Annotated in this window: 12 protein-coding genes; 6 read left to right on the forward strand and 6 right to left on the reverse strand. The window is 68.4% G+C overall.

Translation table 11 applies throughout. The features are described from left to right. The 6 genes from ACSQ2H_RS04290 to ACSQ2H_RS04315 form a co-directional block, all read right to left on the reverse strand. Positions 1-1,560 carry a PepSY-associated TM helix domain-containing protein gene (locus tag ACSQ2H_RS04290; RefSeq protein ID WP_436060220.1) on the reverse strand — a complete coding sequence of 520 codons (1,560 nt, stop codon included), beginning with the start codon at positions 1,558-1,560 and terminating at the stop codon, positions 1-3. Beyond that, a complete protein-coding gene (locus tag ACSQ2H_RS04295) occupies positions 1,536-1,841 on the reverse strand; it encodes a hypothetical protein (protein ID WP_436060221.1) in 306 nt (101 codons plus the stop codon). The genes ACSQ2H_RS04290 and ACSQ2H_RS04295 overlap by 25 nt, the downstream gene beginning before the upstream one ends. Positions 1,842-2,017: 176 nt before the next feature. Further along, a complete protein-coding gene (locus ACSQ2H_RS04300; protein ID WP_436060222.1) occupies positions 2,018-2,353 on the reverse strand; it encodes a DUF2322 family protein in 336 nt (111 codons plus the stop codon). A gap of 116 nt (positions 2,354-2,469) precedes the next feature. Continuing rightward, complete coding sequence (locus tag ACSQ2H_RS04305) at positions 2,470-3,858, reverse strand: efflux transporter outer membrane subunit (RefSeq protein WP_436060223.1); 1,389 nt, start codon at positions 3,856-3,858, stop codon at positions 2,470-2,472. After that, positions 3,855-7,040 carry a multidrug efflux RND transporter permease subunit gene (locus ACSQ2H_RS04310; RefSeq protein ID WP_436060224.1) on the reverse strand — a complete coding sequence of 1,062 codons (3,186 nt, stop codon included), beginning with the start codon at positions 7,038-7,040 and terminating at the stop codon, positions 3,855-3,857. Before ACSQ2H_RS04310 ends, ACSQ2H_RS04305 begins: the two co-directional genes overlap by 4 nt. Positions 7,041-7,042: 2 nt before the next feature. Then, positions 7,043-8,203 (reverse strand): efflux RND transporter periplasmic adaptor subunit, encoded by a 1,161-nt coding sequence (locus ACSQ2H_RS04315; RefSeq protein ID WP_436060225.1) that lies wholly within the window; start codon positions 8,201-8,203, stop codon positions 7,043-7,045. A gap of 410 nt (positions 8,204-8,613) precedes the next feature. On the opposite strand from ACSQ2H_RS04315, the gene ACSQ2H_RS04320 reads away from it, so the two are divergent. The 6 genes from ACSQ2H_RS04320 (at position 8,614) to ACSQ2H_RS04345 (ending at position 15,978) form a co-directional block, all read left to right on the forward strand. Further along, positions 8,614-9,294, forward strand: a complete 681-nt coding sequence (locus tag ACSQ2H_RS04320; protein WP_436060226.1) for a class II aldolase/adducin family protein — start codon at positions 8,614-8,616, stop codon at positions 9,292-9,294. Continuing rightward, positions 9,285-9,815 carry a flavin reductase family protein gene (locus tag ACSQ2H_RS04325; protein WP_436060227.1) on the forward strand — a complete coding sequence of 177 codons (531 nt, stop codon included), beginning with the start codon at positions 9,285-9,287 and terminating at the stop codon, positions 9,813-9,815. Before ACSQ2H_RS04320 ends, ACSQ2H_RS04325 begins: the two co-directional genes overlap by 10 nt. A gap of 81 nt (positions 9,816-9,896) precedes the next feature. Further along, positions 9,897-11,441, forward strand: coding sequence for an ABC transporter substrate-binding protein (locus ACSQ2H_RS04330; RefSeq protein ID WP_436060228.1), 1,545 nt, complete (start codon positions 9,897-9,899; stop codon positions 11,439-11,441). 304 nt (positions 11,442-11,745) lie between these two features. Continuing rightward, positions 11,746-13,872 (forward strand): TonB-dependent receptor, encoded by a 2,127-nt coding sequence (locus ACSQ2H_RS04335; RefSeq protein WP_436060229.1) that lies wholly within the window; start codon positions 11,746-11,748, stop codon positions 13,870-13,872. A gap of 11 nt (positions 13,873-13,883) precedes the next feature. Then, positions 13,884-14,912, forward strand: coding sequence for an aldo/keto reductase (locus ACSQ2H_RS04340; protein WP_436060230.1), 1,029 nt, complete (start codon positions 13,884-13,886; stop codon positions 14,910-14,912). A 1-nt stretch (position 14,913) separates the two neighbouring features. Next, positions 14,914-15,978: an ABC transporter permease gene (locus tag ACSQ2H_RS04345; RefSeq protein WP_436060231.1), complete on the forward strand. Its 1,065-nt coding sequence runs from the start codon at positions 14,914-14,916 to the stop codon at positions 15,976-15,978. Positions 15,979-15,982: the final 4 nt, after the last annotated feature.

A 15,982-nucleotide genomic window follows, 5' to 3' on the forward strand; every position in this document is an offset into this window, starting at 1 on the left:
CTACTCCGCTGCGGCTCTAGCCGCCCGGCGCGGGGCCGGCGCGACGACGCGGCTCGCCCGGCGGGCCATGAACAGGAAGCCGCCGCCCAGGGCGACCAGGGTGAGGTCGAGGGCGACCATGGCCCAGTCGCCGGCCGCTGCGCTGGCGGCCAGGTTGCGTCCGCCGGTCGCCGCCGAGAGCAGCGGGATGGCGGCGAAGGCGAAGGCGGCGAGCCCGGCGGTCTCGGCCCAGGCGCGCTTCTGCGGGCGCAGGGCGCTGTAGGCGATGGTCGCGGCGATCGTGGCCAGGAAGATCCGGCCCTCGACCGCCGGCCGCTCGGCCAGGCCCGCCGGCAGCAGCCGGTCGGCCCAGAAGAAGCCGGCGATGGCCAGCGGCAGGCCCATGACCGCGCCGACGTTCATCACCTCGACCAGCCGGAAGCCGAAATAGGACCTCGCCGGATCGGGCAGCTTGCGGCGGCGCGAGACCGTCCAGAGCACCAGGCCCGAGGCGATCAGGCCGCAGCCGGACAGCCCGGCGAAGAAGTAGAGCCAGCGCAGGGCCGGGCCGGCGAACTCGGCCATATGCAGGCCGTAGAGCAGATCGCTGGTCGCCATGGCCGGGCCCGGCGGCGGCGAGGACACCAGCAGCTTGCCGGTGACTCCGTCGAAGACCGCGGCGACCGCCGGGCGGCTCAGCCGGCCTTCGTTGTCGCGATGCAGGGTCACGCGGGCCGAGGCGTCTCCGGGATTGTTGACGGTGAGACGCAGCACCTCGCCGCCCAGCTGGCGCTCGGCGGCGGCGATCATCGGGCCGAGCGGGGCCATGACGGCCGGCTTGCCGGCGCGCTCTGGGATGCTGCGGGTCTCAGGAGCGCTGTCGGCGTAGAAGGCGGCCAGGTCCTTGCCATAGCCGCCGACCATGCCGAACGGCATGAAGGTCGTGGCCAGGGTGACGATCCCGGTCAGGGCGACGAACAGGTGGAACGGCAAGGCCAGGACGCCCAGCACGTTGTGGCCGTCCAGCCAGGCGCGCTGGCCGCCTTTCTCCGGCCGGAAGGTGAAGAAGTCCGAGAAGATCCGCTTGTGGGTGATGACCCCGCTGATCACGGCGCTCACGAAGAACACCGCCGCCAGGCAGGCGGCCAGGCGTCCGAACGGGTAGGGGGCCATCAGTTCGAAGTGGAAACGGTAGAACATCTCGCCGCCGCCGGTCGGCGGGTCGGCGACCGGCGCGCCGGTGGCCGGGTCGAGTTCGGCCTGACCGAAGCTCCCGTCGAGATTGGACCAGTAGGTCTGCATGTCGCGTTCCTGGCGGCTCGGCGCCTGGACGCCGAACAGCGTCGCCTGGGGGGCGGCGGTCAGCAGATAGTCGTAGGCCCGTTGCAGGCCGGCCGCGGGATCGGGGTCGGCGCTGAGCGAGGGCCGGGTCCAGGCCTCGATCTCGTGCCGGAACACAGTCGCCGTCCCGGTGGCGAAGATGGCGAACACCAGCCAGCCGCAGATCAGGCCGGTCCAGGTGTGCAGCCAGCTGGTCGATGCGCGCAGGCCGCCCTTCATGCCGGCGCTCCCGCCAGCCATGCGCCCGCCCACAGAGCCGCGGCGAGGCAGGTCATGACCAGGGTCGGCTTCCAGGCGCTCTTGGCCGCGAAGACGAAGATCGGGACCACCGGCATGGCCAGAACCGTGATCAGGGTCGCGGTGACCGCCGCCTCGACGCGGCTCATGCCGGCCAGCGGCAGCAGCCGGGCCAGCGCCGTGGCGGCCAGCGCGCAGAGGCCGTAGTTGGCGACCACCGATAGGAGGGCGCGCCAGGCGACCGCCAGCCGATAGGCCGCGCCGGCTTTGACGGCGGCGGCCATCAGGACCGGAGGGGCTCGGCGAGCGCGGAGACAAGGCGGCGCAAAGGGTCTCTCCAGCTGAAGTGCAAATACGAATGCGAGTCGTTCGCATCGATTTGCGCCCTCATACGCCCGCGGCGGGATCGGCTCAAGCGATCCTCGTTACGCGGCCGCTGCGACCGAACCGCTCAGCGCGGTCAGCCGCCGCTGGCGACGACCTCAATGGTCAGCCGATCGCCGCCGGCGGCGATCTCGATCAGGCGGTCGATGTTGGGGTGCGCGCCCGGCCGGCTGCGCGCATCGGCCGTATGTTCGCCGAAGACGGCCAGGCCATGTTCGGCGGCCTTCGCGTCCAGCCCGCCGAAGGACTGGTTCAGGTATTGATAGACCGCCAACGAGCCTTGCTTGCCCGGCTGGTTCTCGATGCTGGCGACCACGTTCCCGTTCGCGTCCACGAGGTCGATGCGTTGCACGCCATCGATCGGCGGCAGTTGCAGAAGGTTTTCCTTGAAGGCCGCACCAGGTTGAATCATCGCCAGACTGTCTCGTGTTGAATTGGATCGCAGCAGTATGCGGGCGACCCCATAGCATCTGCTCGCATCTTTGCAGCACTGCGGCGATGCGCGAGCAGTCGACGGACTGCCGGTGATCAGCGCGTAGTTTCAGCCTCGTCTGCGGCCCCGACCGCTCGGTAGAGGTCGACGCGGTTGACGGCGGCCGCGAGTTGGCTGGCGACGTAGGCGCTCTGGGCGGTGAACAGGGAGCGCTGGGAGACCAGGCTGGCGAGGAAGGTGTCGACGCCGCCGCGATAGCGGGCCTCGGTGAGGGTCATGGTGTCCTGGGCCGCGTCGAGCTGGGTCCGGGTGGCGGCGAGTTCCTCGGCGAGCGTGCCTTGCCGCGCCAGGGCGTCGGCGGTTTCGCGGAAGCCGGACTGAATGGCCTTTTCGTACGCGGCCAGCGCCGCGTCGCGCTGGGCTTCGGAGGCGGCCACCCCGGCGACGCCGGCCCCGGCCCGGAAGATCGGAAGCGTCACAGACGGGGTGAACGAGCGGGTGAACGTCCCGTCGTTGAACAACGACGAGAGCGCGGGGCTGGCGTAGCCGAGCGCGCCGGTCAGCGAGATGGTCGGGAACAGCGCCGCCCGCGCGGCACCGATCTCGGCGTTGGCGGCGCGCAGGCCGTATTCGGCCTGCAGCACGTCCGGCCGTCGCAGCAGCACGTCAGACGGCAGGCCGACGGGCAGGGTCTTCAAGCCTTGGCTGGCGTCCTGGATCGAGGACGGCAGCAGGCTTTGGTCGACTGGCGATCCCAGCAGCAGCTGCAGGGCGTTGATGTCCTGGGCCAGCGCCGTGCGCAGCGAGGCGACATCGGCCTGGGCGGCGGCGAGTACGGTCTCGGCCTGGCGCAGATCCGTGCGCGGGGCGACGCCGCCCTGCAGTCTGGCCCGGGTCAGCTTGACGCTGCTTTCGGCGCTGACGGCGGTGTCCTGGGCGATCTTCAGGCGGCTGGCATCGGCGCCATAGGTGAGCCAGACCTCGGCGACGTCGCCGAGCAGGGTCAGGCGGGTGGCGCGGGCGGCCGCCTCGGTGGCGAAGTAGCGGTTGAGCGCCGCGTCGCTGAGCGAGCGCACGCGGCCGAACAGGTCGAGTTCGAAGGCGGTGACGCCGACCTGAGCGGTGTAGGCCTCGACGTTGGGGGCCGAGCCGCCGCCGGTTCGGGTGTAGCGGCCGGCGACATCGACCTGGGGGAGGCGCTCGGCGCGCTGGATGCGGTACTGGGCCCGCGCCGCCAGGATGTTGGCGCTGGCCGCCCGCAGGTCGCGGTTGTTGGCCAGGGCCTGAACCATCAGCGTCTGCAGTCGCGGGTCGGCGAACACATCGCGATAGCCGATCTTCGGCAGCTCGGCTTCGCTTTGCGTCAGGTAGGGATCGCCGGCCGGCCATGACGTGGGCGTGGGCAGTTGCGGCTGCTCATAGCGCGGGGCCAGGGAGCACCCGGCGAGGCTCAGGCCGGCCAGGAGGACGAGCGCGCGTCTCATGCAGGCTCCAGTTCGTTGGAGTCGCCTCGGCCCTTGCGCATCGCGCGGAAGCCTTGCCGGACCATCACGAAGAACAGCGGGATGTAGAAGATCGCCAGGATGGTCGCGGTCAGCATGCCGCCGATGACCGCGGTCCCGATCGCGATGCGGCTGTTGGCGCCGGCGCCGGTCGAGATGGCGAGCGGCAGGACGCCGAAGATGAAGGCCAGGCTGGTCATCAGGATCGGCCGCAGCCGGGTGCGTGCGGCCTGGATCACCGCCTCGATGGCGGACGCCCCGCGCCTCTCGGCCTGCTCGGCGAACTCGACGATCAGGATGGCGTTCTTGGCCGCCAGCCCCATGGTCGTGAGCAGGCCGATCTGGAGATAGACGTCGTTGATCAGGCCGCGCAGCGTGACTGCCATCACAGCGCCGACCAGTCCGAGCGGGACCACGAGCAGCACGGCCAACGGGATCGACCAGCTCTCGTAGAGCGCCGCCAGGCAGAGGAACACGACGAGCAGCGAAAGCCCGTAGAGGATCGGCGCCTGGCCCGAGGACAGCCGCTCCTGGAAGGAGAGGCCCGACCACGCGATGCTGGTGCCGGGGATGTCGGCGGCCAGCTTCTCGATCGCGGCCATGGCCTGGCCCGAGCTGCCGCCGGGCGCGGCCGAGCCCTGGAATTCGTAGGACGGGATGCCGTTGAACCGCGACAGCGTCGTCGGCGCCTGCGACCAGGAAATGCTGGCGAAGGACGAGAACGGCGCCATCTGGCCGTTCGAACCGCGCACGTACCACTCTTCGAGATTTGACGGATCGGCGCGATAGGGCGCGTCGCCCTGGACGTAGACGCGCTTGACCCGGCCGCGGTCGACGAAGTCGTTGACGTAGCGCCCGCCCCAGGCAGTGGACAGGGTGGCGTTGACGTCGGCCTGGCTGAGGCCGAGGGCGGCCAGTTTTCGCGCGTCCATGTCGATCTTCAGCGTCGCGATGTCGGGCAGTTCGGTCAGGCGGACCGAGGCCAGGGCGGGATCACGGCGGGCGGCTTCCAACAGCTTGTCGCGGGCGGCGTTGAAGTCGGCCTGGGACATGCCGCTGGCGTTCTGCAGCTCCATGGTGAAGCCGTCGGATTGGCCGAGGCCGCGGATGGCGGGCGGGATCAGCGCGAAGACTCGGGCGTCGCGGAAGTTCTGGAAGGCGGCCGAGGCGCGGGCGACGACGGCGTCGGCGGTGTTGTCCTTGCCGTTGCGCTCGGACCAGTCGACGAAGTTGAGGAAGCCCTGGCCGGTGTTCTGGCCGCTGGCCCCGCCGCCGCCGCCGCTGACTGTGAACATGGTGCGGACGTTGGCGTCCTCATGCTCGCGGAAATAGTTCTCGACCTGGCGTTGGACTTCGACCGTCCGAGCCTGGGTGGCTCCGGCCGGGAGCTGGAACTGGACGCTCGCGGCGCCCTGGTCTTCGGTCGGCAGGAAGCCGGTCGGAAGCCGGATGAACAGCACGCAGAGCAGCGCCACGATCACGCTGTAGACGCCGAGCGCCAGGACGCGGCGGCCCAGGATCGCGCGCACCGTGCGCCGGTAGGCGTCGGCCATGCGGTCGAACCCGGTATTGAAGCTCTTGGAGCCGCGATGGATCAGGCTGGCCGCGGCCGGAAAGCGGCGGCCGAACCAGCCGTCGTGGATCTCGTGCGCGTCGCGCTTGCGCTTCAGCAGGTTGGCGGTGATGGCCGGGCTCAGCGTCAGGGCGACGAACACCGACAGCAGCATGGCCGAGATGATCGTCAGCGAGAACTGCCGGTAGATCACCCCCGTCGAGCCGCCGAAGAAGGCCATCGGCAGGAACACCGCCGACAGCACCAGGGCGATGGCGACCAGCGCCATGGTGATCTCGTCCATCGAGCGGATGGTGGCTTCGCGCGGGCTGAGCTCAGGGTCTTCCTCCATCAGCCGCTCGACGTTCTCGACCACCACGATGGCGTCGTCGACCAGCAGGCCGATGGCCAGCACCAGGCCGAACAGGGTCATGGTGTTGATCGAGAAGCCGGCGACGTACAGCACGGCGAACGTCCCCAGCAGGACCACGGGGACCGCGATGGCCGGCACCAGGGTCGCGCGCCAGCTCTGCAGGAATACGAACATCACGATGACGACGAGGACGATGGCTTCGGCCAGCGTCTTCACCACCTCGATGATCGACAGCTTGATGAAGTCGGTGGTGTCGTTGGCGTAGGCGAAGGTCAGGCCGGGCGGAAACTCCTTCGAGAGCTCCTCGACCCTCGCCTTGACCAGGTCGGCGGTCTTCAGGGCGTCGGCGCCCGGGGCCAGCAGGATCGCCAGGCCGGCGCCGGGGTGCTGATTCACCCGGCTGCGGGCGTTGTAGTTTTCGGAGCCGAGCTCGACCCGCGCGACGTCGGACAGCATGACGGCGGCGCCGTTGGACTGGCTCTTCAGGACGATCTTGGCGAACTGCTCGGGCGTCTGCAGCCGCGACTGGGCGGTCACGGTCGCGTTCAGCATCTGCGAGTCCGGCTGCGGCTGGCCGCCGATCTCGCCGGCTGCGACCTCGGTGTTCTGGTTCTGGATGGCGCTCACGACGTCGCCCGGCGTCAGCTGGTAGCTGGCCAGCCGGTCGGGGTTGAGCCAGATGCGCATCGCGTACTGGGAGCCGAAGACGTTGGTGTCGCCGACCCCCTTCAGCCGTGAGATCGGGTCCTGGAGGTTGGAGACCAGATAGTCGGAAACGTCCCGGTTGGTCATCCGGTCGGTCTCGTCATAGACCCCGACGATCAGCAGGTTGTCGGGATTGGATTTCCTGACCACGAGCCCCTGCTGCTGCACCTGGGTCGGGAGGCGGGAAACGGCCTGCTGAACCTGGTTCTGCACCTGCACCTGGGCGATGTCGGGATCGACGCCCTTGTCGAAGGTGACGGTGATCGTGACCTGCCCGCGCGAGGTGGACGAGGAGCTGAAATAGAGCAGGCCGTCGATCCCGGTCAGGGACTGCTCGAGGACCTGGGTGACGCTGTTCTGGATCGTCTCGGCCGAGGCGCCGGGATAGGTGGCGCGGACGGAGACCTGCGGCGGCGCGACGTCGGGATACTGGGCGACCGGCAGAAACCGGATGGCGCCCAGGCCCGCCAGCATGATGATGATGGCGATGACCCAGGCGAAGATCGGCCGGTCGACGAAGATGCGCGAGAGCATGGTCAGGCGCCCCCTGCGGCGGAGCCCTTGGCCTGCCCGCCGGACTTGCCGGCCGGGGTCTCGATACGTTGCGGCGTCTCGGCCGGAACCGCCTTGAGGGGCTTGCCGGGCTGTACGTTGGCCAGGCCCTGCGTGATCACCTTGTCGCCGGGGTTGAGACCTTTGCGGACGACCCAGTTGGCGCCGTCGGTTCGATCGGCGGTGATGGTGCGCTGCTCGGCCTTGCCGTCAGCGCCGACGATGTAGACGTTCGCCGCGCCCTTGGGATCGCGCGTGACCGCAGTCTGCGGCACGAGGTAGGCGGCTGTGGCGACCGCCTGGTTGAAGCTGGCGCGGACGAACATGCCCGGAAGCAGCACGCCCTTGGGGTTGGGAATGCGGGCCCGGAGCGTGACCGTCCCCGTGGACTCGTCGACGACCACTTCGGAAAACTCGATCGCGCCGACCTGATCGTAGGTGCTGCCGTCTTCGAGGGTCAGTTTCACCGCGGCGCTGCCTGGCGCGAGCCCGCCCGCGGCCAGCGCCCGACGCAGGGCCAAGAGGTCGCCGCTCGACTGCTGGATGTCGACGAACATCGGATCGAGTTGCTGGATGGTGGTCAGGGGATCGGCCTGGCTGGTCGTCACCAGCGCGCCGACGGTCGAGAGCGAACGCCCGATGCGGCCGCTGATCGGGGCAGGGACGGTGGTGAACCTCAGATTGATCCGGGCGGTGTCGAGGGCGGCGCGCGCCTGGGCGACCGACGCCTTGGCCTGGGCCGCCTGCGCGGCGGCGTTCACATAGTCCTGCTGGCTGACCGCTTCGATCGCCGCGAGGGGCTTGTAGCGTTCGGCCAGGGCGGACGCGGCCGAGAGGTTGGCCTCTGCGCTCTGGACGTTGGCCAGCGCCTGGCTGACTGCCGCTTGATAGAGGCTCGGATCAATCTGGTAGAGCGGCTGGCCGCGGGTGACGAGGGAGCCCTCCGTGAACAGGCGCTTCTCGATCACGCCGGCGACCTGCGGCCGCACCTCGGAGCTCTGATAGGCGACGACGCGACCGGTGAGCTCGTTGGTCAGGTCGACGCGGGTGGGCTGGACGACGACATAGCCGACGTTCGTGGGGCCGTTGTCGTGCCCGCCCTTGTGAGCATCGGTCTTGGCCCCGCACGCGGTCAGGAGGCTCATGCTCGCCAGCGTCGCGAGGATCGCGCTGCGCCGCATCAAGATGCGGCGCCCGGCAAGGTCGGGATGGGCGGCCTTATCTGGCCGCAAGACGCTCTCGACGCTGGGGCGCGCATTGGCATGTATCCGTCTTCCTGACTGGTGGGCGCAGTCGTCCGAAGGCACGTCTTCGTTCAGCTACACAGAACTCACGCTACGTGCTCGAGGTTCTCTAGTCGCCGGAAAGCACGAGCATATGACCCCACGTCACGAGCTTGAAATCTATGCGCCACAAGACCGCCGGTTTGTAGGGGGCGCCGGCGGATAGACCGATCAGGCCCGGCGCGCACTGACGCAATCCGCTTGCGGTATTGCAATATTGTTCCTATCGGAATTATAGGAATATAAAGTTGGTCCGTAGGAGCTAGAATTTCATGCGCCAGACGCCTGTCGGCCTTGGATTGGTGGCGTTGAGCGTAACCCTCCAGGAGTTTTTGAGTGGCGCGCGCCTCGAGGCGGCTCGCGCGTTCCGGGTTCTGCGGGACGTGGGTCATGTTCATCCCGCCGCCGAACTCGACTTCATCCTTCGCGGCCCGGAGGAGGGGCAGGTCGTCCGGCTCGGGCATCCCGGTCTGTGGTCGGTCTCGCTGGAGCCGAAGGTCACGGTCCTGGGCCTGGATGGGCAGCTGGTGGCGGGAGAGCGCGCGGCGCGCGCGCCTGTCGAGGAGTTCATCGACCTCTTCCGTCGGCGGGAAGACCTCACTGCGATCGCCCGTTTCAGCAGCCCGCAGCTGGATGCCTGGGCGCGAGGCGGACGCACCCTTCCATTCGCCCACATGCCGCTGGCTCGCTCGAGCCTGCACCAAGGCGTGCAGGTCTATCGCTACGGTTCGGCGGCGGCCGCGCTCGAGCCCGCCCTGAACAACAACTATGCCGGCGTCGTTCATGCGCAGGGCGGCGCGGTGCTGGCCGGCTCCAGCGTGACGCAGCTGACGGAACTCATCCTGCAGGTCGAGCAGGCCGCTCAGGTCGAACTGCTGTCGGCGGTCTGGCGAGGCGACGAGCGCGACGAACATCAGGCCCCTGAAGCGCGGGCGATTCTGTCGTGGGCCTAGTGCATCCCTTGGCTCCGGCTTCGCCGCGCCTGGACGCGGCGCGCCTGCGAGACGGCATGGCGCGGCTGGCCAGCGGCGTGACCCTGATCACCTGCTGGGCGGATGGCGCGCCGGTCGGCCTGGCGGCGACCTCGCTGGTCAGCCTGTCGGTCGATCCGCCGCGCGTGCTGTTCAGCGTCCGGCGCGCGGCCTCGGCCCATGACGGGCTGCTGAAGGCGGGGCGCTGCGCGGCCGTGGCGCTCGCCGAGGACGATCTGGAGGAGGCCCGGTTGTTCGCGGTCTCCGACGCCCAGGACCAACGGTTCAAGTCCGCCGCCTGGAACCTGAGCGACGACTTCGCGCCGCGCTACGCCGGCGGCGTAGCCCGGTTCGATCTGGCCATCGAGCATCGGATCCGCGCCGCCGACCACACCATTCTCATCGCCGAGGTTCTGGAGGTGGCCAGCCAGCCCGGCGCGCCGCTGCTCTACTTCGAGCGCAGCTTCACAGGCCTGGTTCAGGCCCCGCAGCCGGCCGCGTAGCCGGCCGCCAGTTCACGTTTGAGGTCGTTCATGTTCTCCCGTCGCTCGCTTCTATCGCTCATCCCCGTCGGCGGAGCTGGAATGGCGCTGGCCGCTTGCGGCGGCGGGGAGAAGACGGCTGGCGGCGGCGGCGCCGGTTCGCTGACCGCGACGACGGGCTATCCTGAGCCTCACACCATGTTCGCGCCGGGCGGCGGCGGCGGCGGCCCGGGCTTTACGGGGTCGAAGGTGCTCGAGCGCCTGGCCCGCTACAACCGCGACCAGACCTTCTCGCCCGTGCTCGCCGAGAACTGGAGCATCGCGCCCGACCATCGCTCGGTGACCCTGAACCTGCGGCCGAACGTGACTTGGCACGACGGCAAGCCGTTCACCGCCGAGGATGTGGTCTGGACGATCCAGGAGTACTGGAAGCCGTTCTTCCCCCAGACGATCCTCGACTTCCTGGCGGGGGTCGAGGCGACCGGCCCGTTGGGCGTCGTGGTCCGCTTCGACCGCCCCGTTCCCGAATTCAGCGTCAGCTATCTGCTGAGCGACGGCGCCAACTACATCCTGCCCAAGCATCTCTACGCCGGCACGGACCTGCTGCTGAATCCGGTGAACAACGCGCCGGTCGGCACGGGTCCCTGGAAGTTCTCGCAATGGGTTCGCGGCTCGCACGCCGAGTTCGTGAAGAACCCGACCTACTGGATCCCCGACCAGCCGAAGATGGACCGGCTGATCGTCCGCTGGTGGCGCGAACCGGCCTCGCGGGCCGCGGCGTTCGAGACCGGCCAGCTCGATATCGGGGTGCACAATCCGGCCCCGCTGGGCGACCTCAAGCGGCTGCAGGCCAATCCCCAACTCGCGGTCATTTTCGAGGATCAGGGCGCGCCGCTGGGCCTGCACTTCAACACGCGCAATCCCGTGGTCTCGGATGCGCGGGTCCGGCGCGCCCTGCTGCATGCGGTCGACCGCGATTTCATCGCCCGCACGGTCTACTACGGTTACGCCAAGCCGGCGGCGGGACCGATCCTCAGCAGCAACCGCCTGTACTTCGATCCGGACATCCCGACGTACCCGTACGACCCGGCCCTGGCCGACAAGCTGCTGACCGAGGCCGGCTTCCCGCGCCGGGCCGGCGCCGAGCGCTTCAAGCTGAACCTGCTCGCCTCGGGCTGGTCGGAGGAGAACGGCAAGTCCGGCGCGTACCTGAAGCAGGCCTTCGAGGATCTCGGGATCACGACCACCCTCAAGGTCCCGGACCGCGCCAATTCGCTGAAGGCGCTCTACACCGACTACGACTTCGACGTGGCCTACAGCCAGGGCGGGGGCACCTACAACGACCCGATCCCGGATCTGCCGCTGGTGTTCGGGACCGCGGGGATCAAGAAGGGGCTCATCTTCCGCAACTCGGCGCGCTACTCGAACGCCGAGCTCGATGCGATCTTCGACCAGATCAAGCAGGAGGTCGATCCGGCCCGGCGCAAGGCCGAGACCTTGCAGGCGACCCGCATCATCCTGCGCGACGCGCCGATCGTGCCGCTCGTCGAGTGGCCGACGCACATCATTCAGAAGAGCTCGGTGAAGATCGCTTCGAGCGCCGCGAGCATCGCGACAGACTCCTGGGGCGACATCTCGAAGAGCTGATCCTCTCCCTAGATCCGAGCCTGTTTTCACCCGCCCGCCACCCGGCGCGGCGGGCGAAACGCGTGCGCGTTCGCTGCGGCGACGGCGGATAAAAAACTAAACGATATCAAGAGGAAAACTGGTGTTCGAACCCTCTTCTCGCGGCCGAATTTAATCTCTATCCAACAAGTATGAATTCGGGGGGCCGCAGGGCCTGACAGCGGACGCGACGGCGCCGGCAAGCGCGCCGCGGTCCGACATTGTGGAGAGCGTACATATGTTGCGGCCCGTAACTGGTCGGTGGTCTTCATCGACGGCGATAGCTTTGGTCCTGGCGGCGGGCGCCGCGGGGCCCGCCCTGGCGGAGGAGGCGCTCGACGCCGCCACGGTCGAGGAAGTCCTGGTCACGGCCGAGTTCCGTGAAGCCAAGCTCCAGGACACGCCGATCGCGATCACGGTAGTCACGCCCCAGACCCTGGAGCTCCGCGCGGTCGAGAACCTTCGCGACGTCGTGACCCGCATCCCGGGCCTGGCGGCGCCGACCGCGCTGCAGCACTCGCAGACCAGCTACTACATCCGCGGCATCGGGGAGTCGGACTCGATCGCCAACCAGACGGTCGGAACCTATGTCGACGACGTCTACATTTCGCGGCCGATCGGCGGCACCTTCGAGCTGAACGACGTCCAGGACGTGCAGGTGCTGCGCGGTCCGCAGGGCACGCTCTACGGCAGGAATTCCTCGGCGGGCGCCATCAAGGTGACGACGCGGCTGCCGGACAACGACCTGAAGACCTTCTTCGAGGTCGGTGCGGGCAACTACTCGGCCAACATCATCCGGGCGGGCATCTCCGGCCCGATCATCGAGGACAAGCTGGCGGCCAGCCTGTCGTTCATCCACCGCGAGCGCCGCGGCTTCGTCTACAACGTCACCAACGACGAGTATGTCGGCGACGTCGCGACCGACGCGATCCGCCTCAAGGTGAACTACAACGCCACCGACAAGCTCGCGATCCTGTTCGCCGCCGACTACTTCGAGGACAACGGCGACCCGACCCCCAAGCAGACCCGCCTGCAGCCGGGCGGGGTGATCAACAAGAAGGTCAACTATTCGGAATGGCCGATCAGCAACCACACGGAGCTGGGCGGCGCGTCGATCCGGGCGACCTATGACCTGAACGAGAACACGTCGCTGCGCTCGATCACGTCGTATCGGGCCTTCAAGCAGCCCGGCTACTACGACCAGGACGGCGGCGCCAACGCGATCAACCGGACCTACTCCGACCACCGCAACGAGAACTGGTCGCAGGAGCTCCAGTACCTCTACAACGGAGATCGGCTGAACGTCGTCGGCGGGTTGTTCTACCTCTACGACAACTTCCGTTCCTACCGGACCGGCTACTCGCCGCTGAACAGCCACGCGCTGCTGCCCTACCGCAACGAGTTCTTGCAGGCGCGGACGACGCTCCAGGACTCGGCCGAGAAGACCAAGAACTACTCGGTCTATGGTCAGGCGACCTACGAGCTGACGCCGACCATCAGCGTCATCGCCGGCGCCCGCTACACCGTCGAGAAGCACAATTTCCGCTTCACCGGCGACGAGCGCAACGCCCAGGGCCAGTACCTTCCGATCAACTACACGATCTATCGCGACTGGGAGAACTGGAACTCGTTCACGCCGAAGCTCGGGGTCGACTGGCGGGCCAACGACCATGTCCTGGCCTATCTGACCTACTCCAAGGGCTTCAAGGCCGGGGGCTTCGACGGGCGCGCGAACTCCAAGGAGGCCGCCGGCCTGCCGTACGATCCCGAGTACGTGACGGCGATCGAGGCGGGCCTGAAGACCGACTTCTTCAACCGCAGCCTGCGCGCCAACCTGGCGGTCTTCCACAACAAGATCAAAGGCTACCAGGCCACCGCGCTGGATGAGAACAACGTCAGCCACCGCATCAACCTCGGCGAGGTCGAGACCCAGGGCTTCGAACTCGAGACCACCTGGGTGCCGGTCACCGGCCTCTCGCTGCTCTACAACATCGCCTTCATGGACTCCGAGGTCCTGAGCGCCGGGGGCGCGGCGTCCAACACCGCGCAGTTCGTGGGCAAGAAGGTCCAGAACGCGCCGGAGTGGTCGCACTTCGTCTCGGTCGACTACGTGCTGCCGATCACCAAGTTCGGCGAGTATCGGGTCGGCGCCGAGTACGTGAACCGGTCGGAGTACTTCATCGACGGTCCCAACACCGTCGCGGCCGCGGCCGAGGCGCAGGAACTGGTGAACCTGTCGGCCAGCTTCCAGCCCGAGAACGCCCGCAACTGGCGGTTCTCGTTCACCGTCCGCAACCTGCTGAACGACCAGTTCGACACCGGCGGCACCCGCGGCAACGGCGTCACGTCGTCCAACGCCACCACCTACTCGGATCCGCGCACCTGGTTCGTGCGCGTCCGCTACGCTTACTGAGGCCGCGCCCCATGCAGTACGTCAATCTGGGCCCCACGGGCCTGAAGGTTTCCCGCATCGCGTTCGGTTGCTCGAGCTATGGCTCGACCGACTGGATGCCGTGGGCGTTGCCGCCGTCCGAAGCGCTGCCCTTCTACAAGGCCGCGCTGGAGGCCGGGATCAACTTCTTCGACAACGCCGACTCCTACTCGACCGGTCTGGCCGAGACGATCCAGGGCGACGTCTTCAAGGAGTTGGGGGTCGACCGCGAGCGGGTCGTCATCGCCACCAAGGTGTTCGGCGCCATGGGGCCGGACGTCAACCAGCGGGGGCTGTCGCGCAAGCACATCCGCCACGCGGTGGAGGCCTCGCTGCGACGGTTGAGGACCGACTACATCGACCTCTACCAGATCCATCGCCTCGACCCGACCACCCCGCCGGAGGAGATTCTGGAAGCCCTGGACGGCCTCGTCCGCGAGGGCAAGGTCCTGCACATCGGCGCGTCGAGCATGTACGCGTGGCAGTTCGCCAAGCTGCAGGCCCTGGCCGAACAGAACGGCCTGACCAAGTTCGTGACCATGCAGAACCGCTACAACCTCCTCTATCGGGAGGAGGAGCGGGAGATGATCCCGCTGTGCCTCGACCAGGGCGTCGGCGTCATTCCCTACAGCCCGCTGGCGCGGGGCCTGCTGACCGGCTCGCGCCGGCGCGGCACCAAGCGCTCCGAGGTCGTGAAGGACTTCGCCCGTCCCGAGGACGAGGCCGTCGTCGACCGCGTGCTGGAGGTCGCTGAGGCGCGGGGCGCGCCGGCCGCGCAGGTGGGTCTGGCCTGGCTGCTCTCGCGCCCGGGCGTCACGGCGCCGATCGTCGGGGCGACCAAGCTCAACCACATCACCGACGCCGTGGCGGCGCTGGACGTGGTCCTGACCCCGGAGGAGATCGCGCGGCTGGAAGAGCCCTATGTGGCTCAGCCCCCGCAGTTCGGCCGTGAGACCGTGCCTTCGCACAACGCCGCGTCCCGCGCCGCGATCGCCGCCGCGCTCGGCCAGGCGGAAGACTGACATGGAGGGCAAGCGCACCCTGCCGACGCCGTTCTCGGACCCTCTGCGGTTCGAGGGCGCGGCGCGGACATCGACCGCCTCGCGCGGGCTGAACGTCGCGCGCCGCGTGGGGCTGCGCCTGCTGACCCACGTGCTGCCGCTGATGCTGGTGATCATCACCTGCACGTTCTTCCTGATCCACTCGGCGCCGGGCAGCTTCGTCGAGATCATGTCCTCGGAGATGCAGATCTCCGACCAGGCGATGATCGACCGGCTGACCGTGACCTACGGGCTCGACCAGCCGCTCTGGATCCAGTGGCTCAAGTACCTCGAGGCGATCGCCCGGTTCGACCTGGGCTTCTCGTATCGCCAGAACATGCCGGTGCTCGACGCGATCCTGCACCACCTGCCGGCGACCCTGATCCTGATGGTGACCGGGCTGCTGGTCGCGTTGATCTCCGGCGTCGCGGCCGGCGTCCTGGCGGCTTCGCGGCCCAACAGCGCGCTGGATCGGGTGCTGTCGCTGGCCGGCGTCTTCCTGTTCGCCGCCCCGGGCTTCTGGCTCGGCATCATGTTGATCGTGCTGTTCGGGGTCGTGCTCGGATGGCTGCCGATCGGCGACATGCGGACCATCGGCGGCGACTTCGGCGTCGTCGGCGGCGTGCTGGACGTGGCCAAGCACCTGATCCTGCCGGCCCTCGCCATGGGGCTGCACCAGTCGGCGATCTACCTGCGCGTGACCCGCGCGGCGATGATCGAGGCGTCCGCCGCCGACTATGTGAAGACCGCGCGCGCCAAGGGTTTGTCGGAACGGGCGGTGGCCCTGCGCCATGTCTTCCGCAACGCCTTGCTGCCGATCGTCACCGTGCTGGGGCTGCAGTTCGCGACGGTGTTCTCAGGCTCGGTGGTGGTCGAGGCGGTGTTCAATTGGCCCGGCATCGGCAGCCTGCTCTACGACGCCGTCGTGGCCCGCGACTATCCCATGGTGCTGGGGGTGATCATCCTCAGCGCCCTGGTCGTCATCCTGGTGAACCTCGTGGTCGACGCCCTCTACGCGTGGCTCGATCCTCGCATCGCGCTGGACTAGCCGC

It is taken from the genome of Phenylobacterium sp. LjRoot97 (genome assembly GCF_964254345.1).
Taxonomy (GTDB): Bacteria; Pseudomonadota; Alphaproteobacteria; order Caulobacterales; family Caulobacteraceae; genus Phenylobacterium.

Excerpts from the sequence above, each read along its gene's own strand:
- ACSQ2H_RS04290 (WP_436060220.1), bottom strand. The coding sequence starts at position 1,560 with ATGGCTGGCGGGAGCGCCGGCATGAAGGGCGGCCTGCGCGCATCGACC.
- ACSQ2H_RS04295 (WP_436060221.1), bottom strand. The coding sequence starts at position 1,841 with ATGGCCGCCGCCGTCAAAGCCGGCGCGGCCTATCGGCTGGCGGTCGCC.
- ACSQ2H_RS04300 (WP_436060222.1), bottom strand. The coding sequence starts at position 2,353 with ATGATTCAACCTGGTGCGGCCTTCAAGGAAAACCTTCTGCAACTGCCG.
- ACSQ2H_RS04305 (WP_436060223.1), bottom strand. The coding sequence starts at position 3,858 with ATGAGACGCGCGCTCGTCCTCCTGGCCGGCCTGAGCCTCGCCGGGTGC.
- ACSQ2H_RS04310 (WP_436060224.1), bottom strand. The coding sequence starts at position 7,040 with ATGCTCTCGCGCATCTTCGTCGACCGGCCGATCTTCGCCTGGGTCATC.
- ACSQ2H_RS04315 (WP_436060225.1), bottom strand. The coding sequence starts at position 8,203 with ATGAGCCTCCTGACCGCGTGCGGGGCCAAGACCGATGCTCACAAGGGC.
- ACSQ2H_RS04320 (WP_436060226.1), top strand. The coding sequence starts at position 8,614 with ATGCGCCAGACGCCTGTCGGCCTTGGATTGGTGGCGTTGAGCGTAACC.
- ACSQ2H_RS04330 (WP_436060228.1), top strand. The coding sequence starts at position 9,897 with ATGGCGCTGGCCGCTTGCGGCGGCGGGGAGAAGACGGCTGGCGGCGGC.
- ACSQ2H_RS04340 (WP_436060230.1), top strand. The coding sequence starts at position 13,884 with ATGCAGTACGTCAATCTGGGCCCCACGGGCCTGAAGGTTTCCCGCATC.
- ACSQ2H_RS04345 (WP_436060231.1), top strand. The coding sequence starts at position 14,914 with ATGGAGGGCAAGCGCACCCTGCCGACGCCGTTCTCGGACCCTCTGCGG.